21 protein-coding genes are annotated in these 26,871 nt (G+C 67.0%); 10 read left to right on the top strand and 11 right to left on the bottom strand.

Annotated features, from left to right (window positions below):
• Nucleotides 1-9 precede the first annotated feature (9 nt).
• A complete protein-coding gene (locus TSB10GB4_RS11810) occupies nt 10-1,353 on the top strand; it encodes a lyase family protein (RefSeq protein ID WP_186395917.1) in 1,344 nt (447 codons plus the stop codon).
• A gap of 8 nt (nt 1,354-1,361) precedes the next feature.
• Here TSB10GB4_RS11810 and TSB10GB4_RS11815 read toward each other — a convergent pair whose 3' ends face one another.
• The 10 genes from TSB10GB4_RS11815 to TSB10GB4_RS11860 all read right to left on the bottom strand — a co-directional run bounded on the left by TSB10GB4_RS11815 (nt 1,362) and on the right by TSB10GB4_RS11860 (nt 13,865).
• A complete protein-coding gene (locus tag TSB10GB4_RS11815) occupies nt 1,362-2,306 on the bottom strand; it encodes an ABC transporter permease (RefSeq protein ID WP_208984717.1) in 945 nt (314 codons plus the stop codon).
• Nucleotides 2,303-3,397, bottom strand: coding sequence for an ABC transporter permease (locus TSB10GB4_RS11820; RefSeq protein WP_186395918.1), 1,095 nt, complete (start codon nt 3,395-3,397; stop codon nt 2,303-2,305). The genes TSB10GB4_RS11815 and TSB10GB4_RS11820 overlap by 4 nt, the downstream gene beginning before the upstream one ends.
• Nucleotides 3,394-4,950, bottom strand: a complete 1,557-nt coding sequence (locus TSB10GB4_RS11825) for an ABC transporter ATP-binding protein (protein WP_186395919.1) — start codon at nt 4,948-4,950, stop codon at nt 3,394-3,396. The genes TSB10GB4_RS11820 and TSB10GB4_RS11825 overlap by 4 nt, the downstream gene beginning before the upstream one ends.
• A gap of 81 nt (nt 4,951-5,031) precedes the next feature.
• Nucleotides 5,032-6,036 (bottom strand): BMP family protein, encoded by a 1,005-nt coding sequence (locus TSB10GB4_RS11830; RefSeq protein ID WP_186395920.1) that lies wholly within the window; start codon nt 6,034-6,036, stop codon nt 5,032-5,034.
• A gap of 275 nt (nt 6,037-6,311) precedes the next feature.
• A complete protein-coding gene (gene murJ, locus TSB10GB4_RS11835; protein ID WP_186395921.1) occupies nt 6,312-7,919 on the bottom strand; it encodes a murein biosynthesis integral membrane protein MurJ in 1,608 nt (535 codons plus the stop codon).
• A 104-nt stretch (nt 7,920-8,023) separates the two neighbouring features.
• Nucleotides 8,024-10,855, bottom strand: coding sequence for a [protein-PII] uridylyltransferase (locus tag TSB10GB4_RS11840; RefSeq protein ID WP_186395922.1), 2,832 nt, complete (start codon nt 10,853-10,855; stop codon nt 8,024-8,026).
• A 179-nt stretch (nt 10,856-11,034) separates the two neighbouring features.
• Nucleotides 11,035-11,406, bottom strand: a complete 372-nt coding sequence (locus TSB10GB4_RS11845; protein ID WP_186387832.1) for a helix-turn-helix domain-containing protein — start codon at nt 11,404-11,406, stop codon at nt 11,035-11,037.
• Entirely contained in the window at nt 11,403-11,990 is a 588-nt protein-coding gene (locus tag TSB10GB4_RS11850; RefSeq protein WP_186387831.1) for a Smr/MutS family protein, read from the bottom strand. Before TSB10GB4_RS11850 ends, TSB10GB4_RS11845 begins: the two co-directional genes overlap by 4 nt.
• Nucleotides 11,987-13,048: a murein transglycosylase A gene (locus TSB10GB4_RS11855; RefSeq protein WP_186395923.1), complete on the bottom strand. Its 1,062-nt coding sequence runs from the start codon at nt 13,046-13,048 to the stop codon at nt 11,987-11,989. Before TSB10GB4_RS11855 ends, TSB10GB4_RS11850 begins: the two co-directional genes overlap by 4 nt.
• A 103-nt stretch (nt 13,049-13,151) precedes the next feature.
• The gene (locus TSB10GB4_RS11860; RefSeq protein WP_186387829.1) at nt 13,152-13,865 is read right to left on the bottom strand and encodes a Tim44/TimA family putative adaptor protein; all 714 of its coding nucleotides are present in this window, start codon (nt 13,863-13,865) and stop codon (nt 13,152-13,154) included.
• A 355-nt stretch (nt 13,866-14,220) separates the two neighbouring features.
• On the opposite strand from TSB10GB4_RS11860, the gene TSB10GB4_RS11865 reads away from it, so the two are divergent.
• From TSB10GB4_RS11865 to TSB10GB4_RS11880, 4 genes are all read left to right on the top strand, one after another.
• The gene (locus TSB10GB4_RS11865; RefSeq protein WP_186395924.1) at nt 14,221-14,757 is read left to right on the top strand and encodes an FxsA family protein; all 537 of its coding nucleotides are present in this window, start codon (nt 14,221-14,223) and stop codon (nt 14,755-14,757) included.
• Nucleotides 14,758-14,863: 106 nt separating this feature from the next.
• The gene (locus tag TSB10GB4_RS11870; protein ID WP_186395925.1) at nt 14,864-15,940 is read left to right on the top strand and encodes an acyltransferase family protein; all 1,077 of its coding nucleotides are present in this window, start codon (nt 14,864-14,866) and stop codon (nt 15,938-15,940) included.
• A gap of 76 nt (nt 15,941-16,016) precedes the next feature.
• Nucleotides 16,017-19,034, top strand: a complete 3,018-nt coding sequence (gene polA / locus TSB10GB4_RS11875) for a DNA polymerase I (protein WP_186395926.1) — start codon at nt 16,017-16,019, stop codon at nt 19,032-19,034.
• A gap of 387 nt (nt 19,035-19,421) precedes the next feature.
• Nucleotides 19,422-20,639 carry a hypothetical protein gene (locus TSB10GB4_RS11880; RefSeq protein ID WP_208984721.1) on the top strand — a complete coding sequence of 406 codons (1,218 nt, stop codon included), beginning with the start codon at nt 19,422-19,424 and terminating at the stop codon, nt 20,637-20,639.
• A 7-nt stretch (nt 20,640-20,646) separates the two neighbouring features.
• Here TSB10GB4_RS11880 and TSB10GB4_RS11885 read toward each other — a convergent pair whose 3' ends face one another.
• The gene (locus tag TSB10GB4_RS11885) at nt 20,647-21,090 is read right to left on the bottom strand and encodes a MarR family winged helix-turn-helix transcriptional regulator (RefSeq protein ID WP_186395928.1); all 444 of its coding nucleotides are present in this window, start codon (nt 21,088-21,090) and stop codon (nt 20,647-20,649) included.
• Between the two features lie 112 nt (nt 21,091-21,202).
• Between TSB10GB4_RS11885 and hmgA the strand changes: the two genes are divergently transcribed.
• From hmgA to TSB10GB4_RS11910, 5 genes are all read left to right on the top strand, one after another.
• Nucleotides 21,203-22,528: a homogentisate 1,2-dioxygenase gene (hmgA, locus tag TSB10GB4_RS11890; protein ID WP_186395929.1), complete on the top strand. Its 1,326-nt coding sequence runs from the start codon at nt 21,203-21,205 to the stop codon at nt 22,526-22,528.
• 3 nt (nt 22,529-22,531) lie between these two features.
• A complete protein-coding gene (locus tag TSB10GB4_RS11895; RefSeq protein ID WP_186395930.1) occupies nt 22,532-23,548 on the top strand; it encodes a fumarylacetoacetate hydrolase family protein in 1,017 nt (338 codons plus the stop codon).
• A 37-nt stretch (nt 23,549-23,585) separates the two neighbouring features.
• Nucleotides 23,586-24,125 (top strand): hypothetical protein, encoded by a 540-nt coding sequence (locus tag TSB10GB4_RS11900; protein WP_208984723.1) that lies wholly within the window; start codon nt 23,586-23,588, stop codon nt 24,123-24,125.
• A gap of 54 nt (nt 24,126-24,179) precedes the next feature.
• Nucleotides 24,180-25,139, top strand: a complete 960-nt coding sequence (locus TSB10GB4_RS11905; protein WP_186395931.1) for an MBL fold metallo-hydrolase — start codon at nt 24,180-24,182, stop codon at nt 25,137-25,139.
• Between the two features lie 87 nt (nt 25,140-25,226).
• Nucleotides 25,227-26,855: an FAD-dependent oxidoreductase gene (locus tag TSB10GB4_RS11910; RefSeq protein ID WP_186395932.1), complete on the top strand. Its 1,629-nt coding sequence runs from the start codon at nt 25,227-25,229 to the stop codon at nt 26,853-26,855.
• Nucleotides 26,856-26,871 lie beyond the last annotated feature (16 nt).

Here is a 26,871-nt window from a genome sequence, read left to right on the forward strand (position 1 = left end):
GTAGAGGCCATGGCCGACATCCCTCTCGTTTCGCCGCTTCATGCCGGCCTGTTCGGCGACAACGAGACGGCGGTCCTGTTCTCCGCCGAGGCGGAGATCGCCGCGATGGTGGAGGTGGAGCGGGCGCTTGCCCGGCTGCAGGGCGCCGGCGGGCTGATCCCGGCGGGTGCCGCGGCGGTCCTCGACCGGGAGCTTTCCGGTATCGCGCCGACGCCTGCGGAGCTTACCGCCGGAACGGCCGCGGCCGGCGTCCCCGTCCCCGCGCTGGTAGCGGCACTGCGGCAGAAGCTGTCGCGGCCGGCAGCCGACTACCTGCATTTCGGCGCCACCTCGCAGGACATCGTCGACACCGCTCTGATGCTGCGCCTCGCTCGCACGCTGGCGCTGTTCGAGGCGCGGCTAGTGGACATCGTGGTGCAGCTTTCCGCGCTCGCCGCCCGGCACCGGGCAACGCCGATGGCCGGCCGCACGCGCGGCCAGATCGCAACGCCGATCAGCTTCGGCCTGCGCGTCGCGACCTGGACCCTGCCGCTCGCCCGCGCAAGACACCGCCTTGCCCGGTTGCGCCGCGAGGCGCTGGTGGTGCAACTTGGCGGTGCCTCCGGCGATCTTGCCGCGATGAATGTGTCGGGGCGCGCGGCGGAACTGACCGGCGCCCTCGCCACGGAACTTGGCCTTGCGCCATCGCTCCCCTGGATGACCAACCGGGAACCGCTGCGCCGGATCGCCCGCGAGGCAAGCGAGATCGCGCTGGCGCTCGGCAAGATCGGCGAGGACGTGATCCTGCTCGCCCGTTCGGAAGTCGGCGAGATCCGGCTTGCCGAGGCGGGCGGCTCCTCGACCATGCCGCAGAAGCAGAACCCGGTGCGGGCCGAGGCGCTGGTGGCACTCGCCCGTTTTGCCGCCGCGCAGTCGGCGGCGCTGTCCGCCGATGCCCTGCACCGCGAGGAGCGGGACGGCGCCGCCTGGATGGGCGAATGGCTGGTGCTGCCGCAACTGATGCTGGCGACCGGCGCGGCGCTGCGCCATGCGCAGGCGCTTGCCCCCGGCATGGAGGCCGATGCGACAAGGATGGCGGCAACCGCCACCGGCGGCGGCGGGCTGTCGCTCGCCGAGCGCTTTTCCTTCGCCCTGTTGCCGCATGTCGGCCGCACTGCTGCGCAAGATCTGGTGAAGACGGCCGCGGGTCTGGTGCGCACTGAGGGCGGCACGCTGGCCGAGGCGCTGTCGCGGCTGACCGACGCGCCGCTCGACTCGCGAGCGCTGGCAGATCCCTCGTCGGTGGCCGCACCGGCGGCGGCGATGACCGACGAGATGCTGGCGGAAATCGCCGCACTCATGCGCGGCGACTGACTTTTCGCCTATCGCTGGCCCTTGAAATAGGGCTTCAGCATCGCGCGCGGATAGTCCGCCTTGCGGGCGACCATGACCAGCGCCAGGATCGACAGCAGATAGGGCAGCATCAGGAACACTTGGCCGGGCACAAAGGCGCCGACCTCGGTCTGCAGCCGCACCTGGAAGGCGTCGAAGGCGCCGAACAGCAGCGCACCGATCAGCGCCTTGCCGGGACGCCAGGAGGCGAAGACGGTGAGCGCGATGCAGATCCAGCCGCGGCCGTTGACCATGCCGAAGAAGAAGGCGTCGAAGGCGGACATGGTCAGGAAGGCGCCGCCCAGCGCCATCAGCGCGGAGCCGGCAACGACCGTGCCCATGCGCAGCGCCATGACCGACAGGCCCTGCGCCTCGACCGCCGCCGGATTGTCGCCGACGGCGCGGATCGCCAGCCCGAGCGGCGTGCGGTAGAGCACGAAGCCGACCACCACCACCATCGCCAGCGCCAGCATGGTCAGTGCCGTCTGCTGGAACAGCACGGTGCCGAGGAAGGGCAGGTCGGACAGAACCGGGATATCAAGCGGCTGGAAGGCGGTGATGCGCGGCGGCGAGGTGACGTCCGGCAGGGCCGTGCGATAGGCGTAATAGCTGAGGCTGGTGGCGAACAACGTCACGCCGATGCCCGAGACGTGCTGGGAGAGGCCCAGCGGCACGGTCAGCACCGCATGCAGCAGGCCGAAGGTGGCCCCGGCGAGCGCCGCGACCAGCACGCCGCCCCACAGGCCGGCGCCAAGCCATGCGGCCATCCAGCCGGCCATGGCGCCGGCAGTGAAGATGCCTTCGATGCCGAGGTTGAGGACGCCGGCACGCTCGCACAGCAGCGCGCCGAGCACGCCGAAGATCAGCGGCGTGGCGATCCGCAGCGCCGCCGCCCAGAAATTCGGCGAGACGAGGATGTCGAGGATTTCCATCATGCCCCGGTGTCCTTGCCGGCGGATGCCCTGCGCCCCGGTCCGATCAGCCGTATGCGGAAGCGCACGAAGAGGCCGGAGACGAGGACGGCGATCAGCGAGGTGGCGACGACGAGGTCGGCCAGATAGTTGGAAACGCCGATGGCCCGGCTCATGCTGTCGGCACCGACGAAGACGCCGGCGATGAACAGGGCCGCGACCACGACGCCGAGCGGCGACAGGCCGGCCAGCATGGCGACGACGATGCCGGCATAGCCGAAACCGGGCGACAGGTCGGCGGTGAGATAGCCTTTGAGGCCGGCCACCTCGCCGACGCCGGCGAGCCCCGCCAGCGCGCCGCTGAACAATGCGACGCGAACGAAGGTCGCGGTCACCGGGATGCCGGCATGGCGGGCCGCGTCCTGGTTCTCGCCGACGGCGCGGATTTCGAAGCCCCAGACCGTGCGCGCCAGCAGGATATGGGCGAGCAGCGCGGCGATGAGCGCGACGATCAGCCCGGCATGGACACGCATGCGGTCGAACAGCTTTGGCAGCGTCGCCGCATCCGCCATCGGCTCGGATTGCGGCCAGCCCATGCCCATCGGGTCCTTCATCGGCCCTTCCAGCATCATCTGCACGAAGAGCACCACGACGAAGTTGAGCAGCAGGGTGGTGACCACCTCGTCGGCGCCGAGCCGCAGCTTCAACAGCGCCGGCACCAGCATCATCATCGCCCCCGCCAGCGCGCCGGCGAGCAGCACCAGCGGGATCATCACCGCCGGCGGGGCGGAGATCGCCCCGGACCCAATGGCAACGGCGGCAAGCGCGCCGGCATAGAGCTGGCCCTCGCCGCCGATATTCCACAGCCGCGCCCGAAAAGCGAGGGCGGCGGCAAGGCCGGTGAGGATCAGCGGGGTCGCCCGCGACAGCAGTTCGGAGACAGCGAAGAACGAACCGAAGGCGCCCCTCGCCATCAGCACATAGGCCTGCAGCACCGGCGCACCCGCCGCCATGATCGGCAGGGCGGCGAGCGCCAGGGCGGCCAGCGCGGCGGCGACCGGAACGCCGGTGCGCAGGAGAGGCGAGACGGTCTCGCGCGGCTCGAAGCGGATCATGCGGCCTCCTCCGCGTGGCCGGCCATCATCAGGCCGACAGTGGCGCGGTCGAGCTCGCCGGCATCGCGCGCCGGGGTGAGGTGGCCGCGATGGATCACCGCGATGCGATCCGACAAGGCGAAGAGCTCGTCGAGATCCTCGGAAATCAGGATGACGCCGGCCCCGCGTGCCCGCGCGGCGAGCAGGCGGCGATGCACCTCGCCGGTGGCGCCGATGTCGAGCCCGCGCGAGGGCTGCGCGGCAAGCACCACCGCCGGCTCGGCGTCGAGCGTGCGCGCCAGCACGATCTTCTGGATGTTGCCGCCCGACAGCAGCCGCGAGATCGCGGAGCCGCCCCGGCAGCGGATGTCATGGGCGGCGATCGCCTCACGGGCGCGCGCCGCGATCGCCCCGAAATCGAGGAAACCGAGGCGCTGGTAGCGGGCGGAGCGGATTTCCTCGATCACCAGGTTCTCGGCAACGCTCATCGCCCCGACGATGCCGTCGCGGTGGCGATCCTCCGGGATCCGGGCAAGGCCGGCGGCGATCATCGCCCGGGCATCCTGCGCCGTGACATCGCGTCCTGCGAGCAGGATGCGGCCCGACGTGGCGCGCTCCAGACCGGAGACGAGGCGGGCGAACATCGCCTGACCGTTGCCGGAAACCCCGGCAATGCCGAGGATCTCGCCCGAGCGCAGGGCCAGCGAAAGGTCCCTGACCGCCTCGCGGCCGCTGCCGGCGGAGACGCCCTCAAGCGCCAGCAGCACCTCGCCGGGGGCGCGCGGCTCGCGCCGGCTCTGGGACAGCGAATGGCCGACCATCAGTTCGGCGAGCTTCTGGCGGTCGCACTCGGCGGTCGGCAGGTCGGCGACCTTGCGGCCCATGCGCAGCACCGCTACACGGTCGGAGGCGCTGAGCACCTCGGCCAGCTTGTGCGAGATGAAGACGATGGCAAGGCCGCTGTCCGCGAGCTGGCGCAAGGTGGCGAACAGCCCTTCGGACTCCTGCGGCGTCAGCACGGCGGTCGGCTCGTCCAGCACAAGGACGCGCGCATCGCGATAGAGCGCCTTGAGGATTTCCACCCGCTGCTGTTCGCCGACCGACAGGCGCGAGACGCGCAGGTCGAGATCGACGGTCAGCCCGCTGTCGCGCATCAAAGCCTCCAGCCGCTGCCGGTCGGCGCGGGAGGAGGTGGAGGGGGCCAGCAGCGGCCTTGTGCCCAGCACGATGTTCTCGAAGGCGGTGAGGTTCTCGACCAGGGCGAAATGCTGATGCACCATGCCGATGCCGGCATTGAGCGACGCATGGGGCGAGCCGGGCTCGAGCGGCACGAGTTCGCCGTCAGGACCGACGATGCGCACTTCGCCCTCATCGGCGACATAGTGGCCGAACAGGATGTTCATGAGCGTGGTCTTGCCGGCGCCGTTCTCGCCGAGCAGGGCGACGATCTCGCCCGCGTGCAGGTCGAGATCGACCGCCTCGTTGGCGGTCATCGCGCCGAAGCGCTTGGTGATGCCGGCGAGCGACAGCACGATCTTGCGCTCGTGCGGCCGGCCGGGCAGCGGCTCGCTCATCTCCACTCCGGGGCAAAAGGGAAGCACGGCGAGCCCGCCCCCGGTCTCTGTCTGAGACCGGGGTGGGCCGCGATCAGGCGATCACATGGTCGACTTGGGCTCGGCGTCGTTGACGTTGACGCGGAACAGGCCGCCGAGAATGTCCGCCTCGGTCTCGCGGGCGGCCTTCACCACCTCCGCATCGGCAAGGCTCTCGTCGACGACGAAGCTGCCGCCGCCATAGGACATGAAGGAATACTGGCCGTAGTCCGAAGGCTCGAAGCTGTCGGAGGCGACCGCCTCGATCACCCGGTCGATGGTCGGCTCCATATGCCACAGGGCGCTGGCGAGAATGGTGCCGGGATAGTCGCCGGCGGTGTCGATGACATTGCCGATGGCGAGGATGCCCTTCTCCTTGGCGGCATCCGACACGCCGAAGCGCTCAGCGTAGAGAATGTCGGCGCCCTTGTCGATCATCGCAAAGGCCGACTCCTTGGCCTTGGGCGGATCGTACCAGGAATTGATGAAGGTCACCAGGAACTTGACATCCGGGTTGACCGACAGAGCGCCCTCCATGAAGGCGTTCATCAACCGGTTGACCTCGGGGATGGCGTAGCCGCCGACCATGCCGATGACGTTGGACTTGGTCGCCTTGCCGGCGATCATCCCGGTCAGGTAGCTCGGCTCGTGGATCCAGTTGTCGAAGACCGCGAAATTCGGCTGCGCCGGACCGAAGGACGAGCCCATCAGAAAGGCGGTGTCGGGATATTCCGCCGCCACGCTGCGCGCCGCCCGCTCCACGGCGAAGGCCTCGCCGACGATCAGGTCCATGCCGCCTTCGGCATATTCGCGCATGACGCGCTCATAGTCGGTGTTGGCGACGTTCTCGGAATAGGTGTAGGTCACGTCGCCGCGCGCCTGCGCCGCCTGCAGCGCCTGGTGGATACGCCCGACCCACTGCTGCTCGACCGGCACGGTATAGATCGCCGCCACTTTCAGCGGCTTGTCCTTGGCCAGCGCCGGCAGGCCGCCTGCCATGACCGCAAACGATGCGGCAAGCCCCAGGACGGCCCGACGCGTCCAGGCGAAATGATCGTTGATTGCCATCTGACTCCCCCTCGCAGACTTCTGCACCCCGCCGCGGTTTGCACGAGGGCGCGCCCGTTTCATCACCCTGCGGAAGCCCTGCTGCGGCCCCTCGCCCGGCGAGCGAAATTGGACCACATTCCAGGCACGCTCACAATGGAGGCAGCGGCTGTTCGCGGCTGTTTTTTGAACGGATGGACAAAGTTTGATCGTCTGGTCAAAAATTAAGCCGACAAAGCACGCGGCGACGGCAACCCGACCACCTGCGCCGCGTGTTCGGCCAAGACCCTCACAGCCTATCCGAGCGGATCGTCCGGCGCGGGGGGCGGGGCGGCACGGCGGCGGGCGCGAGCGGCGCGGGCGCGCGCGAGGTAACCCTTGAGATCGACCGCGCCGGTGAGTTGCACGAACACCGCGAACAACACCATGCCAGCCGCCACCAGGAGGCCCAGCGCGGCGAAACGCACCAGCACCGAGGGCGCGCCGATCAACGGCGCCAGCAGCCAGTCGCCGAGCAGCAGGCCGCCGCCCATGGCCAGGCTCGCCAGGGCCAGCAGCGGCAGGCGGCGGCGGGCGCTGCGATCGACGCGGAAATGTCCCCGCCGCCACAGCGCCGCGCCCAGCAGTCCGGCATTGACCCAGCCGGCGAGCGAGGTGGCGAGCGCAATGCCGACATGGCCGAGGAACGGAGCGAGCGCCAGCGCGCCGATCACGTTCACCGCCATGCCGATGCCGGCGAACCACATCGGCGTCACGGTGTCCTCGCGGGCGAAGAAGCCGGGCGAGAACACCTTGTTGAGCACGAAGGCCGGCAGGCCGAACGCAAAGGCGATCAGCGCGGCGGTGGTGGCGCTGGCTGCCTCGGCCCCGAACTCGCCGCGCTGATAGAGCACCGAGACGATGGGCTCGGGCACCGCGATCAGCGCAATGGTTGCCGGCAGGGTCAGGGCGAGGGCGAATTCCATCGCCCGGTTGAGCGTGCCGTTGGCCTGACCGTTGTCGCCGGCACGCAGCGAGCGCGACAGGTCGGGCAGCAGCACCACGCCGATGGCGATGCCGACGACACCGAGCGGCAATTGGTAGATCCTATCGGCATAATAGAGATAGGAGACCGCGCCAGCCTGGGTGGACGCAATCACCGTGCCGACGACGATGTTGATCTGGGTGATGCCGCCGGCCAGCACCCCCGGCACGCCGAGCCGGCAGAGACGGCGAACGCCGGCGGTCAGACGCGGCCGTAGGATGGGCACCGAAAAACCCATGTGGCGCACGGCGCCGACAAGCAGCGCCAGTTGCGCGAAACCGGCGACCGCAACACCGCTGGCGAGCACCACCCCGAGCATCGTGCCCGGCTCGAGCCCCGCATACCAGATGCCGGTGAGCACGGCGATCATCACCAGGTTGAGGATCACCGGCGCGAAGGCGGCGGCGGCGAAGCGGCGATAGGTGTTGAGGATGCCCGACAGGCAGGCGACCAGCGACATGCACAACAGGTAGGGAAAGGTGATGCGCGACAGCAGCACCGCCAGCTCGAACTTCCCCGGATCCTCGGTAAAGCCGGGGGCAAGCAGGAAGACCAGCCCCTGCATGGCAAGAAGGGCAACGGCGGTCAGCGCCAGCAGCGTCCACAGCAGGGCGGCGATGATCTCACCGGCGAAGCGGCGCGCGCCCGCGTCCCCCTGTTCTTCCAGCGCCCGGGCGAACAGCGGCACGAAAGCGGAATTGAACGCGCCTTCCGCGAACAGGCGGCGGAACAGGTTGGGCAGGCGGAAGGCGACGAAAAAGGCGTCGGCCACCGGCCCGGCGCCGGCAAAGGCGGCGATCATCACGTCGCGGACGAAGCCGAGGATGCGGCTCGCCATGGTGGCGCCGCCGACGGTGACGAAGTTTCGCAGGAGACTCATCGAGCCAGCCATGGGCGGAAGGTCCGTTCAGGAGTGACGGGAAGGCGCATCGGACGGCACAGGTCAGGTAGCACGGTTCTGGACACCACGGCCGGGCAGGGCGATCAGGCGGTGCCCGCGCGGCGCGGGCGACGGCGGGCCGGCGGCTCCTCGGTCGCCTCCCCCTCGACCGCCTCGCGCAGACGCTCGCGGATCGCCTCCTGCCGGCCGATATTGCCGATCTTCTGTCCGGTCAGATCGGTGACATAGAAGACGTCGACCGCCCGCTCGCCGAACGTGGCGATATGAGCGGAATTGATGTTGAGATTGAGGCCGGAGATCGCCCGCGTCAGATCGTAGAGCAGACCGGGCCGGTCGAGGCCGGAAATCTCCAGCACCGTGTAGCGGTTCGACCAGGAATTGTTGACCAGAACCTCGGTCTCGACGCGGAACGCCTTCATCCGCGAGCGGGACGCCGCCTTGCGGGCGACGCTGTCGGGCAGACGCTCCTCGCCGCGCAGCGCCTTCTCGATCAGCCGGCAGACGCGCTCGCCGCGGCGGATCTCGTCGTCGTCGCCGGGCAGCTCGCGGGAAATGTAGATCGTGTCGAGGGCGAACCCGTCCGTCGTCGTGTCGATCTGCGCGTCGACGATATTGGCGCCGGCGACGAAACAGGCACCGGCGATGGTCGACAGCAGCCGCGGATGGTCGGCCGCCAGCACGGTGATCTCGGTGACCTCCTCGAAGGCATGGGTGACGACCCGCGAGGAAAAGCCGGTGCCGGCGCGGTCGGCGGCGCGGATCATCTGCGCATCGGTGATCTTGCGCTCCAGCGGCACGCGCAGCCAGTAGGCAGGATAGTGACGCTCCAGATAGGCGGCCAGTTCCTCCTCGTCCCAGGAGGCGAGCGTTGCCGCGAGCTCGCGCTTCGCCGCCTCGACCCGCATGCCATGCGGCAACAGGCTGTGGCCGCCGGTCAGCACCGGCTCGCACTCGTAATAGAGCGTGCGCAGGAGCTGGCCCTTCCAGCCGTTGAAGACATTCGGGCCGACGGCGCGGATGTCGGCGACGGTCAGGATCAGCAGCAGCTTCAGCCGCTCGAGGCTCTGCACCTCGCGGGCGAAATCCTCGATCGTCTTGCGGTCGGCGAGATCGCGGGACTGGGCGATGGTGCTCATGTCGAGGTGATGCTCGACCAGCCAGGCGACGGTCTCCGTCTCCGAGGGGGTCAGGCCGAGACGCGGACACAGGCGGCGGGCGATGCGGGCGCCGGCGATGGAATGGTCCTCCGGCCGGCCCTTGGCGATGTCGTGCAGGAACATGGCGACGAAGAGGACCTTGCGGTTCTGGATCGTCTTGATCAGGTCGGTGGAGAGCGGATGGTCCTCGCCCGCCTCGCCGCGCTCGATCTCGCCCAGCACGCCGATCGAACGGATCAGGTGCTCGTCGACCGTATAGTGGTGGTACATGGAGAACTGCATCATCGCCACGACCTTGCCGAAATCGGGCACGAAGCGGCCGAGCACGCCGGTCTCGTTCATCTTGCGCAGCACGGTCTCGGGATCGTTGCGCGAGGTCAGCACCTGCAGGAACAGCCGGTTGGCTTCCGGATCCTCGCGCACCTGGCTGGTGATCAGTTTCAGCGACCGGCGAACCAGCTTCAGCATCTCGGGATGCAGCATCACCGCGTGCCGGTCGGCGATCGCGAAGAGACGGATCAGGTTGACCGGATCCTTCTCGAACACATCGTCGGCAACGGCGTTGAGCCGCCCCTTGTCGATCACGAAGTCGGGCGAGCCGGTCTGGACCTGGCGGCGGCGGGCGCGGGCGGCGATACGGTCGATCAGCTTCGACAGCGGCTGCGGCGCCTTGGCATGCTGCTCCTCCAGCGCGGCGCAGAAGATCCGGGTCAGGTCGCCGACATCCTTGGCCACCAGGAAATAGTGCTTCATGAAGCGCTCGACGTCCTTCATGCCCGGATGCTGGGTATAGCCGAGCCGCACGGCGATCTCGCGCTGGACGTCGAAGGACAGGCGCTCCTCGGCCCGGCCGGTGAGAAAATGCAGGTGGCAGCGCACCGCCCAGAGGAAATCCTCGCCCTTCTTGAAGCGCTGGAAGTCGGAGCGAGTGAAGACCCCGGCCTTGACGAGGCCCGATCCGGAGCGCACGCGGTAGAAGTATTTGGAGATCCAGAACAGGGTGTTGAGGTCGCGCAGACCGCCCTTGCCTTCCTTGACGTTGGGCTCGACCAGGTAGCGCGAGGTGCCCTGGCGGGTGTGGCGGGCATCGCGCTCGGCAAGCTTGGCGGCGATGAATTCCGGGCCGGTGCCGGCGACCACGCTCTTGTCGAAACGGGCGATCAGTTCGTCGGTGAGCGGCTCCTCGCCCCAGACATGGCGTGCCTCCAGCAGCGCCGTGCGGATCGTCATGTCGGTGCGGGCAAGGCGGAGGCACTCGTCGATGTTGCGGGTCGCGTGGCCCACTTTCAGGCCGAGATCCCACAGCATGTAGAGGATGTATTCGACGATCTGCTCGCCCCAGGGCGTCTGCTTGTAGGGCAGCAGGAACAGCAGGTCGACATCCGAGCCCGGCGCCAGGGTGCCGCGGCCGTAGCCGCCGACGGCGACGATCGACATGCGTTCGGCCGCGGAAGGGTTCTTGACCCGGTAGACGTGATGGATGGCGAAATCGAAGATCACCCGCAGGATCTCGTCCTGCACATGGCTGAGCCGCTTGGCGCAGAGCGTGCCGCCGCCATCGGCGAAGAGCAGTTCCTCGACCCGGACGCGCGCGTCGCGCATCGCCGCCTTCAGTTCGGCGAGGACCTGCCCGCGAACGGCAAGGTCGGACCCGTCCCCGTCTTTCGCGGCAGTCAGCGCCGTCAGCCGGTGGCGCAGGTCATCGGCGTCGATCAGCCCGGCAAAGGGGTCGGCGGCGCGGGCGGAGGTCTTCGGCATCGTCACTTGCAGCGCGGTCCTTCTTGCGGCGCAGTCGTTCTCGTCGCCGCATGGCTTGGGGCGAGAGGCCCGCGCGGCCCTGCCGGCGGCGACTGCGGACCCTACGCCCGCCGCCCGCCCCGCTCAAGGGGCGCCGGAAAAGAACCGGAGGTCGTTTGACGACCTTCAGATTCGGGCAACTAGATCCTGTCCCGCGCCGCCGCCACCCGCACTTGATGCAGCAGATGGGCAAGACTGTCGCGCGACAGGCCGGAAATCTTCGCCGCCAGCAGGTTGGCGAGCTCGGTCGCCTCCGGCTGCAGGCCGGCCGTGTCGATCGAGACCTTCGGATCGGAGATCTCGGCGAGCCGCTGCAACTCCTCGGCCTCGTCCCAGATCACGTTGAAGAAGGCGATGATCCGCTGCACCATGTACCAGGTCGGGCGGCCGCGCCTGCCATGCTCCAGCGCCGAAAGATAGGCCGCCGACACGCCCAGCGCCGCCGCCATGTCGGACAGGGTGATGCCGCGTTTCTTGCGCAACTCCCGCAGCTTCGCACCGAACGGCGTCATCGTCCCCTCCGCTCTCCGCCCTTGCGGATCCTGACATAGAGCGCGCCGCCGCCGCCATGGGCGGCATGCGCCTCCTCGAACCCGACCACCAGCGGACGAAACTCGGGAAAGGCCAGCCATTGCGGCACGACGCGGCGCAGGATGCCGCGCTCTCCCGCGATCGGGCTGCCGCCGGGGGCGCCCTTGCCGGTGATCACCAGCACGAGGCCGGCCCCGCTCGCCTGGGCATGGGCGAGAAACCCGCGCAGGCGCACATGCGCCTCCGCCTGGGTCAGGCCATGCAGGTCGATGCGCATGTCGATGGCGCGGCTGCCGCGGACGATCCGGCGCCGCTGGCGCGGCTCGAGCGGCGACAGGGGTGGCGGCGCCGGCGGAGCGGGCGGACGCAGCGCAGAGGCGCCCGTCGCCGCAGGCTTCGCCGGCAAGGCGGCCGCCGGCACGGGGGCGGGTGCCTCCTCGGCTTCCGCTTGTCGCGCCTCTGCCCTTGCGCGGCCGCGCGGCGCCAGCGGATCGACATCCGCCGTCACCTGCTCCCACAGGCGGCGTTCCTCGGGCGAGGGCTGGCGGCCCCGGCGGCGGCTCACGGCGCGCCCTCGCGTCCGCGCGGCACCAGCAGCACCATGTCCGCCCGGTGCTGGATGCGCCCGGCCCGCTCGCCGGCCGCCTCGCCCGAGCCGAAGAAGATGTCGCCGCGTGCCGGGCCGATGATGGCCGAACCGGTGTCCTCGGCGATCATCAGGCGGCGAAACTGCTCCTGCGCGCCATTCGGGCCCGAGGGAAGATCGGCGGAAACGAAGACGAGCGCCCCATAGGCGTGATGCGCCGCATCGACGGCGAGGCTGCGCCCGGGCAGCAGCGGCAGCCCGGCCGCCCCCACCGGCCCCTCGTGCTCCGCCGCCTCGCTCACCTCGCGGAAGAAGATATAGGAGCGGTTGCGGCGCAGGACGGCGTCGATCTCGGCTGGGTTTTCCGCCAGCCACTTGCGCAGCACCTGCATGGTGACGGTACCGGGCTCGGCAAGGCCGCGCTCGATCATCACCCGGCCGATGGCGCTGTAGGGGTGGCCGGTCTTGCCGGCATAGCCGACGCGCAGGCTGCCGCCCTCGCGCAGGCGGATGCGGGCAGAGCCCTGGACATGGACATAGAAGGCATCGACCGGATCGGCGAGCCAGACGAGTTCGAGGCCCCGTCCGTCCAGCGCCCCGTCCATGATCTCACCCCGGTCGGGCGGCGCAACCAGGCGGCCCGCGCTGTCGGCAAAGGCGAAGGGCGCGTCGGCCGGCAGGCCCTCCGGCACGGGTCGCCCGGCCAGGGCGACGAGCTCCGGCGGGCGGGCAAGCAGTGGGGTATCGTAGCCGCCGCCCGGCTGCCTTGCACCGTCATATTCGGGCTCGAAATAGCCGGTGACGAACCCGTCGGCGACAATCCGTCGCGGTTCGAAATGGCGCTCCAGGAAGGCGCGGGCGGCCAGCGGCTCGTTGCTTTCGGCGGCGGCTCGTGCCGGCGCGCAGAGCCGCGCCAGATCGCCCGGCAGGACCGGCAGCCGCTCGCGGCAATGGCGCAGGAAGGCGGAAAGGGCGGCTCGGTGGTCGTCGCCGGCCCAGCCGGACAGGTCCGCGAAGGTCAGGGGCGCAGACAGCATGAGGGGTTTTCCGCGCGCCAGAGCCGGACCCGCCACAGCGATACCGGCAAGCAGTGCCGCCGCCAGGCCGGCAGCAAGGGCCATCCGGCCGGCGGCACGCACATCACTCGACCGATTCGGTCGCCACCAGACGCCAGTTGGGATCGCGCGAATTGGTGTCGCGGGCGAAGGTCCAGATGTCGGTGACGTCGCTGACCGCGTTCGGGTCGCCATCGACGATGGCGCCGTTGCGGTCGCGGGTGGCGGAGATCAGTTCGGAGCGGAACTTGACGGTGACCTGGGCGATGGAGCCCTTCAGCGCCGCCTCGACGATATCGGCCTTGTCGATGCCGACAAAGGTGGACTCGATGGTCTCGCCACGCGATTCCCGGTCGGAGATGGCGGCGACGAAGCCCTCGTAAACATCCCTGGACAGCAGGTTCTTCAAGGTCTTGCGGTCGCCATTGGCGAAGGCGGTGACAATCATCTCGTAGGCCGCGCGGGCGCCCTGCAGGAAGCCCTGGGGTTCGAACGAGCGGTCGGCGGAGAGGATCTGCCGGAGCGCCTGGTTGAGCGCGCTGCCTTCCGGAGCCACCTTGTCGAGCGTCGCCGAGGCGGGAGCCGGCGACGGCCCGCCCTGCGGCGCGGTCTGCCCGGGCAGCGGGATGACGTTGTCGTCCTGGACCGGACCGCCGGCGCCATTGTCCCGCTCGGGGGCGGAATAGGGATCGAAGGGCGGGCGCTCGTTGCCAGTGCGCCGCCCGAGGACGCTGCGCAGCCTGAAGAAGATCACGACCGCCAGGATCAGGAAGATGATAGTGGTGATGTCGTTGAACATATGATCCGTTTCACATCCGGCCGGTTGCGTCGCAGACGCCGTCACGGCATTCCGCCAGTCGGGTTCGTTTCCGGGCCCGCTGCCGGGTTCGGGTGCGGCCCTGCAGCGGACCGTCACCGACGCCCCGCGCGGCAGGCCACAGCTTTGACCCCATCGTAGCTTATGTAAGCTCCCTTGAACCAACATCCAGCCTTCAACACAAGTGTCCGTCGCAGTTTTCGTGGTCCGAAACCACATAAAGCTCGCATTTGCGTCACTTGGTCCTTACCTGAGGGGCGACGATTCCGGCCCGGCGCCACCTGTGCCGGCCGGAATCGCCGCTAATCGCACATCACGAGACCGTGTCGCCAACGCCATGCCCATCGGACTGATCCTCCTTCTTGTCGTAATCGGCCTGCCGCTGATCGAGATCCTCGTCTTCGTCGAGGTCGGTTCGGAAATCGGCGCGGTGCCAACCGTGCTTCTGACCATCGCGACAGCGGTCGCCGGCAGCCTGATGCTGCGGCTGCAGGGCCTGTCGCTGCTGCGGCGCGTGCGCGCCGAGATGGAGCGCGGCGAGGTGCCGGGCGAAGACATCCTCCAGGGCTCGCTGATCGTTGTCGCCAGCGTGCTGCTGCTGATCCCCGGTTTCGTCACCGACGCGCTCGGCCTGCTGCTGTTCGTGCCGCCGCTGCGGGCGGCAATCGCCCGGATCATGGTGCGCAATGCCCGGGTCACCGTGGTGCGGGCCGGCGCCCGCCGCCGCGGCGAGGGTGTCGTCGATCTCGACCGGGACGACTGGGCCGATATCGATGGCGACGGCAAGGGCGGACGCGGGCCGGACGGCTCGTCCCCATGGCGGGGACAGATCGGCGACGGCCGGAACGGAAAGGGTCCGGAACCGCGCGGCTGACCGTCGCGTCGCGCCGCCGCCTCACCAAATTGTGAAAACGGGTTAACCCCCCCTACACCCGTCTGGCGCAAACTCCCCGCCAAACACAACCGGGAAGCAGGACGTCATGACCGGACGGGAGACGGGCATCGCCGGCCCTTCGGGACGCATCGCCACGGGACGCATAGACTGGGTCGATACGGCCAAGGGGCTTTGCATCATCTTCGTGGTGATGATGCATTCGACGCTGGGCGTCGAGAATGCCGCCGGCCGCGAGGGCTGGCTCGGACTGGTGGTCGAGTTCGCCCGGCCGTTCCGCATGCCGGACTTCTTCATGATCTCCGGCCTGTTCCTGGCGCTGGTCATCGATCGGCCATGGCGCCGCTATCTCGACCGCAAGGTCGTGCATTTCGCCTATTTCTACGTGCTCTGGCTGACGATCCAGTTCGCCGTCAAGGCGCCGTCCATGGCCGCGGAGACCGGATGGGGCAGCGTCGTCAGCGACTATCTTCTCGCCTATGTGCAGCCCTTCGGCACCCTGTGGTTCATCTACATGCTGCCGGTGATGTTCGTGATCACCAAAGTTCTGCACGACCGCGGCGTACCGTGGCAGGCGGTGCTCGCCGTTGCCGCCGTGCTGCAGATCGCCCCGATCTCGACCGGATCGGTGCTGATCGACGAGTTCAGCTCGCGCTACGTCTATTTCTACGCCGGCTACATCTTCGCCACCCGAGCCTTCGCGCTCGCCGACTGGGCCCGGCAGCATCTGGCCCTCGGCGTCGCCGGCCTCATCGCCTGGGGCGTCGTCAACGGCCTCCTGGTGTTCAACGGTCTCGCCGACCTGCCGCTGGTCGGCCTGGCGCTCGGCACGGCCGGCGCGCTGGCGGTGATCGTCACCTCGGCGCTGCTGACCCAGGCCGGCATCGCTGCGCCGTTCGCCCATTGCGGCCGCCAGTCGATCGTCATCTATCTCGCCTTCTTCTTCCCGATGGCCGTGACCCGGATCGTGCTGCTGAAGACCGGCCTGATCCCGGATGTCGGCACGGTGTCGGCGATCGTCACCGCCGCCGGCGTCGTCGCGCCCCTGGTGCTGGCGTGGCTGATCGAGCGCACCGGCTATGGCCGGTTCCTGTTCCACCGTCCGGCCTGGGCACGGCTGGAGCGCGACCCGCCGCGCCGGCCGGTCGCGCAGGCGGCCGAGTGAGCGGGGCGGAACACGCGGGGTGAAATAAGCGGGGCAGGCGCGAGAAGCAGGCTTTTCTCGCGCCGCCAACGCGGGCATGATCCGCGCCATGTCGAACGAAGCCGCCTCCGCCCTCACCGCCGACGACCACCTGATCCTGGTCGACGGCTCCACCTTCATCTTCCGCGCCTATCACGCGCTGCCGCCCTTGACGCGCAAGTCCGACGGCCTGCCGGTCGGTGCGGTGTCCGGCTTCTGCAACATGCTGTGGAAGCTCTTGCAGGAAGGGCTGACACCGGAGGAAGGCGACGAGCCGACCCATATGGCGGTGATCTTCGACCATTCGGCGAAGACGTTCCGCAACGAGATCTACCCCGCCTACAAGGCCCAGCGCCCGGAGCCGCCGGAGGACCTGATCCCCCAGTTCGGGCTGATCCGCGAGGCGACCCGCGCCTTTTCGGTCCATTGCATCGAGCAGGAGGGGTTCGAGGCCGACGACCTGATCGCCACCTATGCCCGCGCCGCGGCGGCGGCGGGCGCGCGCGTCACCATCGCCTCCGGCGACAAGGACCTGATGCAGCTCATCGGCCCGCGCATCGGCATGATCGACACGATGAAGAACAAGATCTTCGGCGAGGCCGAGGTCTTCGAGAAATTCGGCGTCGGCCCGGACAAGGTGATCGAGGTGCAGGCGCTGGCCGGCGACAGCGTCGACAATGTTCCCGGCGTGCCGGGCATCGGCCTGAAGACGGCGGCGCTGCTGGTCAGCGAGTTCGGCGACCTGGAGACGCTGCTTGCCAGCGCCGACACGATCAAGCAGGCCAAGCGCCGCGAGAACCTCATCGCCTTCGCCGACCAGGCGCGCATCTCCAAGCAGCTCGTGACGCTGAAGGACGACGTGCCCGTCGAGCAGCCGGTGGAAACGCTCACCGTCAACGGGCTCGACGGCACCCGCGCCATCGCCTTCCTCAAGGCGATGGAGTTCACCACCCTGACCCGACGGGTCGCCGAGGTCACCGGCCTCGACATTGCCGGCGTCGAGCCGGCGCGACTCGTCGTGCGCGGCTGGCACGAGCCGGACGGCAAGGGCCGGATGATGGAGGGCGGCCCCGGTGCCCAGCCGGACGGCGGCGAGACCAGTGCCGAGGCCGCCAGCGGCGGGTCGGGCGGCGATGCCGTCACAGCGGCCGTCGCCGGACCGGACGGGGCGTGGACGCCCCAGGCGGTCGCCGACGCGGCGGCCGCGCAAGCGCTGGCGCAGACCATCGACCCGTCCGGCTACGAGACGGTGATGGATCTCGACCGGCTGAGGGCCTGGGTGGCGGAGGCGAGCGAACGCGGCCATGTGGCGGTCGATACGGAGACGACCTCGCTCGATGCCATGCAGGCCGATCTCGTCGGCGTGTCGCTGGCGACGCAGCCGGGGCGGGCCTGCTACATCCCGCTCGGCCATGTCGACGGCGAGGGCGACCTGCTCGGCGGCGGCGGCCTGATCCCCGGCCAGATCGCCCTGGGCGAGGCGCTCGCCGTGCTCAAGCCGCTGCTGGAGGACCCCGGCGTCCTCAAGATCGCGCAGAACCTCAAATATGACTGGCTGGTGCTGAAGCGCTACGGCATCGAGGTCGCCCCGTTCGACGACACGATGCTGCTGTCCTATGCGCTGGATGCCGGCAAGGGCGGCAACGGCATGGACGCGCTGTCCGAGCGCTGGCTCGGCCACACGCCAATCCCGTTCAAGGAAGTCGCCGGCTCCGGCAAGGCGATGATCACCTTCGACAAGGTGCCGCTCGACAAGGCCTCCGCCTATGCGGCGGAGGATGCCGACGTCACCCTGCGCCTGTGGCAGGTGCTCAAACCGCGGCTTGCGGCCGAGCATATGGCCGGCGTCTATGAGCGGCTGGAGCGGCCGATGGTGCCGGTGCTCGCCCGCATGGAAGAGCGCGGCATCTCCATCGACCGGCAGATGCTGTCGCGCCTGTCGGGCGAGTTCGCGCAAGGCATGGCGGCGCTGGAGGACGAGATCCGCCAGCTTGCCGGCGAGAGTTTCAACATCGGCAGCCCGAAGCAGCTCGGGGACATCCTGTTCGGCAAGATGGGCCTGCCCGGCGGCAAGAAGACCAAGACCGGCGCCTGGTCGACCTCGGCCTCGGTGCTGGAGGACCTTGCCACGGAAGGGCACGAACTGCCCGCGCGCATCGTCGACTGGCGGCAGCTCTCCAAGCTCAAGTCCACCTATACGGACGCGCTGCCGGGCTTCGTCAATCCGCAGACCGGGCGCGTGCACACGTCCTACGCGCTGGCGGCGACGACCACCGGCCGCCTGTCCTCGTCCGAGCCGAACCTGCAGAACATTCCGGTGCGGACCGAGTCCGGCCGCAAGATCCGCAAGGCCTTCGTCGCCGGCACGGGCATGAAGCTGGTCTCAGCCGACTACAGCCAGATCGAGTTGCGCGTGCTCGCGCATATGGCCGATATCGCCCAACTCAAGCAGGCCTTCGCCGACGGGCTGGACATCCATGCGATGACCGCCTCGGAAATGTTCGGCGTGCCGATCGAGGGCATGGACCCGATGGTCCGCCGCCGGGCCAAGGCGATCAATTTCGGCATCATCTACGGCATCTCGGCCTTCGGCCTCGCCGCCCAGCTCGGCATCCCGCGCGGCGAGGCGGCGGAGTATATCTCCACCTATTTCAAGCGCTTCCCCGGCATTCGCGACTACATGGAAGAGACCAAGAGGTTCGTTCATGCCAATGGCTACGTCACGACGATCTTCGGCCGCCGGGCGCATTATCCGGAGGTGAACACCTCCAATCCGAACATGCGCGCCTTCTACGAGCGCGCGGCGATCAACGCGCCGATCCAAGGCTCGGCCGCCGACATCCTGCGCCGGGCGATGGTGCGGATGGACGACCGGCTTTCGGCCTCCAGGCTCGCAGCCCGCATGCTGCTGCAGGTGCATGACGAGCTGATCTTCGAGGTGCCGGAGGCGGAGGTGGACGCCACCATCGCCCTGGTGCGCCAAGTGATGGAAACGGCGGCCGAACCGGCCGTGACGCTCTCCGTGCCGCTGCATGTCGACGCGCGCGCCGCCGACAACTGGGACGAGGCGCACTAGTTGTCGTAGCGTCCATTACATGCTATTCTAGAGATTCAAACTCGATTCCAACTTGCATATGAGGAATGATATGACAATTTGGGTCTATATAATTGACGTTGCCGGAGTCGCGCTCCTCCTAGTATGCGTACTTGTCGTACGCGCAGCAGTATCTGTTTGGCGGGCAGACAAATCTAAATCAAGATCACTTAACGAAAGCTCGATTTCAGTACTTCACACGATTAGGGGAGAACTCAAGCCAAACCCTCACGGTAGGCCAAAGTTCGAGTATGCAGAAGGCGTTGCAATCCGCAAAAACAAAAAAACCGGAAAAAAAGAGTGGGTTCGTCAGCGACGCCTCTCCGATGAGGCTGTCTCCATTTCAAAATAAATATGAAAGAAAGAAAATTGTCATATATTGGCTGGATACCTACAGTTTCTGGTCGTTTGGCATTTTCCGAGTTTGGTATCTCGGATAATCCAACCCAGTCCATCACGTCGTCTTTCGTTACCATAAAAGAGAGACATATAATAACTTATCAAAAGCGATACCTCTCTGACGTGATAATACCGATTTTTTCATACTCCAGAGAAGTTCACGATTTCCTCGGCCTTCTTATATTTAATAGAACCGGAAAACTTTGGTTCACGTGCAGCGCTACATATATTAGCCAGGATGATGCTTTAGAGGGCGTAATAGGCCTTTTCGACAAAGAAACTTGGAGAGATACGACAGAAGCAGAAGTTCGAGAACTTCAGTCTGCGCTAAGAAAGTGTGATGGCAGCGCTGAGGCGTCAATTTCTGATTTTGTGAATATTGCTACCGAAAGAGCATTGTTTTGTGCAAAATACAGTGTGGCACGGAACGGAACATTCCGAATAGCAAAGATTGGAAATGTACTTCCTTCATGTTCTGAGAACGGCGCCTCAGATGAGGAATTATGCCTTCAATGCTATTACTACATCAAAGACAATCTTCACACTCACAAGCATCATTCGGAAAGAACTGATTCTATTCTTAGTTTATACGCAGACGATGATAGTATTGACTGGAAAATGGGCACGCTGTATTCTATATACAGGAAAATTATTGCCAGAAGACGAAGCGGCTCCGTAGTAGATTTTATTGAGGGACTGGGGGTATTGTCATACGCTGAGTCTTTTAGGTGTATTTTTAGCGATCACTTCGATGAACTTAAGATGAAGTCAGAGTATAATCGTCAACAAATGATAGAATCTTTGAATTCATCCCTATATAAAGCATCATACTATGAGAATCAAAGGAAAATCACAAGATCATACGTATTGTTTTCGCTTACGACCTTTGGTTTGATAGTATCACTCGCCTCTTTAATCAGCGCATCAAATCAAAGAATTGAAAATATCTCTCAAGAGCTTATTAATATCGTTGATTTTATCGCAAATTACCCTATGTGGACATTTTCTATGTTATTGGTTACATCTCTGGTATGGAGTATCTCCCTAGAACCAGAGAATAAATTTTCAAAGAATATATTTTTAGACTTTAGGAGAATATTGTTTGCCCTGAATAGAAAATTCTTGCCTCTTACGATATTGTCTTTTTCGGGAGCCGCAGCATTGCTTTTTTATGGGATTTTTTTCTAGGCGCGGCTTACCCCTCGCGGATGAAGCGCTTTTCCACCGCCGCAAGGCCGGCATCGAGCCGGTCGGCGGCCTCGAAGCCGAGATCGCGCAGCAGTTCGGCCTGGAAGGCGCGGGCAAGCGCCACCAGCTCACCATAGACCCTGGCGCCTTCCGGCGTCAGTTCGAGCTGTTCGGCCCGGCGGTCGGACGCGTCGGTGGCGCGCGACAGCCAGCCGCGCTGCTCCAGCGTCGCCACCGCCCGGCTGACCTTGGTCTTGTGCATGGCGGAGCGGCGGCCGATCTCGGTCGCGGTGGTGTGGCCGAGCTGGCCGAGAATCGCGAAGGTGCGCCATTCCGGGCGGCTGATGCCATAGGCCGCGCGGTAGCGGGCGGCGAAGCGGCGGCTGACCAGCTCCGACGCCCTGACCAGCCGGTAGGGCAGAAACTCGTCAAGCAGCAGGCGTCCGGTCATTTGCGGCCCCCATGCCGATAAAATCCGCCGAGCGGCGTCTCGCACGTTGATAGTTTCAGATAAAACAGTTACACATGCAACCATCAACTGTCTGGATCAGGAGGGATCGGACATGGCACTTTCGAACAGCCCGGCCTATATGCCGGGCTTCGGCAACGATTTCGAGACCGAGGCGCTTCCCGGCGCCCTGCCGCAGGGACAGAACTCGCCGCAGCGCGCGCCTTATGGCCTTTATGCCGAGCAGCTTTCCGGCTCGCCCTTCACCGCGCCGCGCGGCACCAACGAGCGGTCCTGGCTCTACCGCATCCGCCCGTCGGTGAAGCATTCGGGCCGCTTCTCGCCCGTCTCCCTGCCCGAGTGGAAGAGCGCGCCGACGGTCGACGACCATTCGCTGGCGCTCGGCCAGCTTCGCTGGAACCCGGTGCCGATCCCGCAGACGCCGGTGACCTTCCTGACCGGCATGCGCACCATCACCACGGCCGGCGACGTCAACGGCCAGGCCGGCATGGCGAGCCATGTCTTTGTCGCCAATACCGACATGGTCGACGAATATTTCTTCAACGCCGACGGCGAGCTGCTGATCGTGCCGCAGGACGGGGGCCTGCGCATCGCCACCGAACTCGGCGTGATCGAGGTGGTGCCCAAGGAGATCTGCGTGATCCCGCGCGGCATGGTGTTCCGCGTCGAACTCATGGACGGCAAGGCGCGTGGCTATGCCTGCGAGAATTACGGCGCCAAGTTCACCCTGCCCGACCGCGGCCCGATCGGCGCCAACTGCCTTGCCAATCCGCGCGACTTCAAGACGCCGGTGGCGTGGTTCGAAGACAAGGAAGGCCCCTGCCGGCTGGTGGTGAAGTGGTGCGGCCGCTTCCACGAGACGAAGCTCGAGGCCTCGCCGCTCGACGTGGTCGCCTGGCACGGCAACTACGCGCCCTACAAATACGACCTGACCACCTATTCGCCTGTCGGCGCGATCCTGTTCGACCATCCCGATCCGTCGATCTTCACGGTGCTGACCGCCCCGTCCGGCGAGGACGGCACGGCGAATATCGACTTCGTCATCTTCCCGGAGCGCTGGATGGTCGCGGAGCATTCCTTCCGCCCGCCATGGTATCATCGCAACATCATGTCGGAGTTCATGGGGCTGATCTACGGCCGCTACGACGCCAAGGAGGAAGGGTTCGTGCCCGGCGGCATGAGCCTTCACAACATGATGCTGCCGCACGGGCCCGATGCCAGCGGCTTCGAGAAGGCGAGCCGCGCCGAGTTGAAGCCGCAGAAGCTGACAGGCACCATGGCATTCATGTTCGAGACCCGCTTCCCGCAGCACCTCACGCGCTTCGCGGCGGAACTCGACACCTTGCAGGACAACTACCTCGACTGCTGGTCGGAGCTGAAGAAGCGCTTCGACGGCACCCCCGAGGGCAACTGGGACTGAGCCATGAAACTCGCAACACTTCGCGATGGCAGCCGCGACGGCAGGCTCGTCGTCGTCAACAAGGCGCTGACCCGCTGCACCGAGGCCGCCCACCTGGCGCCAACGCTGCAGGCCGCTCTCGACACCTGGGACGAGGTCGCACCGAAACTGGCGACCCTCGCCGAGAGCCTCGAGCACGACGCGGTGCCGAGCCTGCGCTTCCACGAGCACAATGCGCTGTCGCCGCTGCCGCGCGCCTATCAGTGGGCGGACGGCTCGGCCTATGTCAATCACGTGGAACTGGTGCGCAAGGCGCGCAACGCCGAGATGCCGGCGAGCTTCTGGACCGATCCGCTGATGTATCAGGGCGGCTCCGACGCCTTCCTCGCCCCGCGCGAGCCGATCCGCATGGCCGACGAGGCCTTCGGCATCGACATGGAGGGCGAGGTCGCCGTGATCACCGGCGACGTGCCGATGGGCGCCACCGCTGAAGAGGCGCGCGCCGCCATCCGCCTCGTCATGCTGGTCAACGACGTGTCGCTGCGCGGCCTGATCCCGGCCGAACTCGGCAAGGGTTTCGGCTTCTTCCAGTCCAAGCCGTCGTCCGCCTTCTCGCCGGTGGCGGCGACACCGGACGAGTTGGGCGAGGCCTGGGACGGAGGTAAGCTCCACCTGCCGCTGCGCGTCGACCTCAACGGCCAGCCCTTCGGCCGGGCCAATGCCGGCATCGACATGACCTTCGACTTTCCGACCCTGATCGCCCATGCGGCGAAGACGCGGCCGCTGTCGGCCGGCACCATCATCGGCTCCGGCACGGTGTCCAACAAGATGGACGGCGGTCCCGGCAAGCCGGTGGCCGAGGGCGGGGTGGGCTATTCCTGCATCGCCGAGATCCGCATGATCGAGACCATCGAGAGCGGCGTCGCCAAGACCCCGTTCATGCGCTTCGGCGACACGGTGCGGATCGAGATGCAGGACGCGGACGGCCATTCGGTCTTCGGCGCCATCGAGCAGACGGTCGAGAAATACGAGAAGGCTTGAGGCGCCGTGCGGCGCTGATCGAAGGAGGGATTTCGCGATGAAGACTGTGCGGATGCTGGCGGCATTTGCCGCTCTGGCCCTCGGCACGGCAGCGATCACGCCGGTGCGGGCCGCCGATGTGACCGCGCCGGTGCGGGCGCTGATGACGGCGGCGGAGGCCAACTGGGCCGACACGCCACAGGACTACCAGGATTATTTTTCCGAGGAGCGCCTGGCCAGCCTCTACAGCGCCGACCTTGCGGCCCGCTACCGCAAGGCGGCGGACACGCCCTTCGCCAAGGAAATCGGCACGCCGCTCGACTGGGACGTCGTCGTCAACGGCCAGGACGGCTGTCCCTTGAAGGAGATCACCATCGCGGCGGCCGGGCAGGAACGCGGGGCGACCCGCGTCGTCGCCCGTTTCCGCGGCCTGACCTGCTTCGGCCCGGACGCCGAGTACCAGGGCTTCCAGGAGGCGCATTTCCTCGTCATCGAGGAAGGCGGCCGGCCGGTCATCGACGACATCGTCACGCCGATGGACGGCGAGGCGCAGTCGCTGAAGGCCCAGCTCGACATCATCGCCTCGGACGCACAGTAACCGCGCCCAACGGGCCGCGATGCGGCCCATCGAAATCTGAGAGGACTATCTCCCGTGAGCAAGCAATTCGCCTCCCAGGGCGACATGACCGAGAAGAAGATCTCCTTCACCGAAATCGGCGACGGGCTTTGGGCCTTCACCGCCGAGGGCGACCCGAACACCGGCGTCATCATCGGCGACGACAGCGTCATGATCGTCGAGGCGCAGGCCACCCCGCGCCTTGCCGGCAAGGTGATCGAGAAGGTGCGCGAGGTCACCGACAAGCCGATCAGCCATCTGGTGCTGACCCATTACCATGCCGTCCGCGTGCTGGGCGCTGCCGCCTATCAGGCGCCGACGATCATCATGAGCGACAAGGCCCGTTCGATGGTAGCCGAACGCGGTGCCGAGGACCGGGAGTCCGAGTTCATGCGCTTCCCGCGCCTGTTCCAGGGCTATGACAATGTCGCCGACATTCCGCCGCTGACCTGGCCGACGACCACCTTCACCGACAGGATGAGCGTCTTCCTCGGCAAGCGCCGCGTCGACCTCAGCTTCCTCGGCCGCGCCCATACGGCCGGAGATATCGTCATCCACGTGCCGGACCAGAACGTCATGTTCACCGGCGACATCGTCGAGTACCACTCCGCCTGCTATTGCGGCGACGGCCATTTCCGCGACTGGCCGGGCACGCTCGAGCGCATCCGCGCCTTCGACGTCGATGCCATCGCGCCGGGCCGGGGCGATGCGCTGGTCGGCAAGGAGATGGTCAACGCGGCGCTCGACGCAACGGCCGACTTCGTCACCTCGACCTTCCGTCCGGTGGCGCAGGTGGCAACGCGCGGCGGCTCGCTGAAGGAAGCCTGGGACGCGGCCCGCGCCGCCTGCGATCCGAAGTTCTCGTCCTACGCGATCTATGAGCACTGCCTGCCGTTCAACGTGGCGCGCGCCTATGACGAGGCGCTCGGCATCGATACACCGCGCATCTGGACGGCCCAGCGCGACAAGGAGATGTGGCAGGCCCTGCAGGGCTGACGAGACCTGCCGTCGCCGGCCGGTGCGCGAGGACGCTCCGGCCACGACGGTTTCAGCCCGCAGAAGACCGGCCAGGGAGGGCCGCTGATGACGAAGATCTTCGAAACGCCGCTCTATCCGTACACGCGCTGCGCCGACCAGGACGCCGCAGCGCCGGCCCGCCACAAGGTGGTCGTGATCGGCGCCGGGCCGATCGGCCTGGCGCTCGCCATCGACCTGGCGCAGCAGGGCGTTGCCGTCACCGTGCTCGACGAGAACGACAAGGTGAGCTGGGGCTCGCGGGCGATCTGCTTCGCCAAGCGGCCGCTGGAGATCCTCGACCGGCTCGGCTGCGGCGAGCGGATGGTCGACAAGGGTGTTGTGTGGAATCTCGGCAAGGTTTTCTTCGACGAACGCAAGGTCTACGAGTTCAACCTGCTGCCCGAGGGCGGACACAAGCGGCCGGCCTTCATCAACCTGCAGCAGTATTACCTGGAACAATACCTGGTCGAGCGGGCGCTGGAGATCGGCCGCGACACCGGGCTGCTGGAGCTGCGCGGCGGCAACAAGGTGAGCGCAGTGACGCCGCATGGCGACGGCGTCGAGCTGACCGTGGAGACGCCGGAGGGGCCCTATCGAATCGAGGCCGACTGGCTGGTCGCCTGCGACGGTGCCGGCTCGCCGACCCGCGCCATGCTCGGGCTCGACTTCCTCGGCCGGGTGTTCGAAGACAATTTCCTGATCGCCGACGTCGTCATGAAGGCGGACTTCCCGACCGAGCGCTGGTTCTGGTTCGACCCGCCGTTCAACCGCGGCCAGTCGGCGCTGCTGCACCGCCAGCCGGACGACGTCTGGCGCATCGACCTGCAGCTCGGCTGGGATATCGACCGGGAGGCGGAGAAGGACCCGGCGCGCATCGCGCCGAAGCTGAAGGCGATGCTCGGCGAGGATGTCGACTACGAACTGGAATGGGTGTCGATCTACACGTTCCAGTGCCGGCGGATGGAGAAGTTCCGCCACGGCCGGGTGATCTTTGCCGGCGACAGCGCCCACCAGGTCTCGCCCTTCGGCGCGCGGGGCGCCAATTCCGGCCTGCAGGACACGGACAACCTCGCCTGGAAGCTGAAGCTGGTGCTCGACGGCACGGCGCCCGAGGCGCTGCTCGACAGCTACGATGCCGAGCGCGTCTTCGCCGCCGACGAGAACATCCTCAACTCGTCGCGCTCGACCGACTTCATCACGCCGAAAAGCCAGGCCAGCCGGGTGTTCCGCGACGCGGTGCTGGAGCTGGCCGAGCATCACGCCTTCGCCCGGCCCTTGGTCAATTCCGGCCGCCTGTCGCTGCCGGCGACCTATGACGGCTCGCCGCTCAACGGCCCGGACTGCGCGGCGATGCCGGCCCGCAGCCGGCCGGGCGCCCCGGCGAGCGACGCGCCGGTTGCCGGCGGCTGGCTGATCGACCGGCTGGGCAACCGCTTCCAGCTTCTCACCATCGACGTCGAGGCGCCGGAAACCCTTGTCATCGACGGCATCGCCGTCGAGCGGGTGGCGCTGTCGGCCGGCGACGATCCGAGCGGCGCGCTCGCCGCGCGCTATCTCGGCGAGGCGAAGAGCGCCGTCTATCTGATGCGCCCGGACCAGCATGTCGCCGCCCGCTGGGAGGCGTTCGATGCCGGCGAGGTGACGAAGGCGCTGCGGATCGCCACCGCCCGCAGCGAGACCCGCGGGCGGGGATAACGGCCCGAACCGGCCG

Origin of the sequence: Stappia sp. TSB10GB4, from assembly GCF_900185745.1 — a bacterium.
GTDB lineage: Bacteria > Pseudomonadota > Alphaproteobacteria > Rhizobiales > Stappiaceae > Stappia.

Excerpts from the sequence above, each read along its gene's own strand:
- TSB10GB4_RS11820 (WP_186395918.1), bottom strand. The coding sequence starts at position 3,397 with ATGATCCGCTTCGAGCCGCGCGAGACCGTCTCGCCTCTCCTGCGCACC.
- TSB10GB4_RS11895 (WP_186395930.1), top strand. The coding sequence starts at position 22,532 with ATGAAACTCGCAACACTTCGCGATGGCAGCCGCGACGGCAGGCTCGTC.
- hmgA (WP_186395929.1), top strand. The coding sequence starts at position 21,203 with ATGGCACTTTCGAACAGCCCGGCCTATATGCCGGGCTTCGGCAACGAT.
- TSB10GB4_RS11840 (WP_186395922.1), bottom strand. The coding sequence starts at position 10,855 with ATGCCGAAGACCTCCGCCCGCGCCGCCGACCCCTTTGCCGGGCTGATC.
- murJ (WP_186395921.1), bottom strand. The coding sequence starts at position 7,919 with ATGAGTCTCCTGCGAAACTTCGTCACCGTCGGCGGCGCCACCATGGCG.
- TSB10GB4_RS11900 (WP_208984723.1), top strand. The coding sequence starts at position 23,586 with ATGAAGACTGTGCGGATGCTGGCGGCATTTGCCGCTCTGGCCCTCGGC.
- TSB10GB4_RS11810 (WP_186395917.1), top strand. The coding sequence starts at position 10 with ATGGCCGACATCCCTCTCGTTTCGCCGCTTCATGCCGGCCTGTTCGGC.
- TSB10GB4_RS11910 (WP_186395932.1), top strand. The coding sequence starts at position 25,227 with ATGACGAAGATCTTCGAAACGCCGCTCTATCCGTACACGCGCTGCGCC.
- TSB10GB4_RS11865 (WP_186395924.1), top strand. The coding sequence starts at position 14,221 with ATGCCCATCGGACTGATCCTCCTTCTTGTCGTAATCGGCCTGCCGCTG.
- polA (WP_186395926.1), top strand. The coding sequence starts at position 16,017 with ATGATCCGCGCCATGTCGAACGAAGCCGCCTCCGCCCTCACCGCCGAC.
- TSB10GB4_RS11860 (WP_186387829.1), bottom strand. The coding sequence starts at position 13,865 with ATGTTCAACGACATCACCACTATCATCTTCCTGATCCTGGCGGTCGTG.
- TSB10GB4_RS11870 (WP_186395925.1), top strand. The coding sequence starts at position 14,864 with ATGACCGGACGGGAGACGGGCATCGCCGGCCCTTCGGGACGCATCGCC.
- TSB10GB4_RS11830 (WP_186395920.1), bottom strand. The coding sequence starts at position 6,036 with ATGGCAATCAACGATCATTTCGCCTGGACGCGTCGGGCCGTCCTGGGG.
- TSB10GB4_RS11885 (WP_186395928.1), bottom strand. The coding sequence starts at position 21,090 with ATGACCGGACGCCTGCTGCTTGACGAGTTTCTGCCCTACCGGCTGGTC.
- TSB10GB4_RS11825 (WP_186395919.1), bottom strand. The coding sequence starts at position 4,950 with ATGAGCGAGCCGCTGCCCGGCCGGCCGCACGAGCGCAAGATCGTGCTG.
- TSB10GB4_RS11815 (WP_208984717.1), bottom strand. The coding sequence starts at position 2,306 with ATGATGGAAATCCTCGACATCCTCGTCTCGCCGAATTTCTGGGCGGCG.
- TSB10GB4_RS11845 (WP_186387832.1), bottom strand. The coding sequence starts at position 11,406 with ATGACGCCGTTCGGTGCGAAGCTGCGGGAGTTGCGCAAGAAACGCGGC.
- TSB10GB4_RS11855 (WP_186395923.1), bottom strand. The coding sequence starts at position 13,048 with ATGCTGTCTGCGCCCCTGACCTTCGCGGACCTGTCCGGCTGGGCCGGC.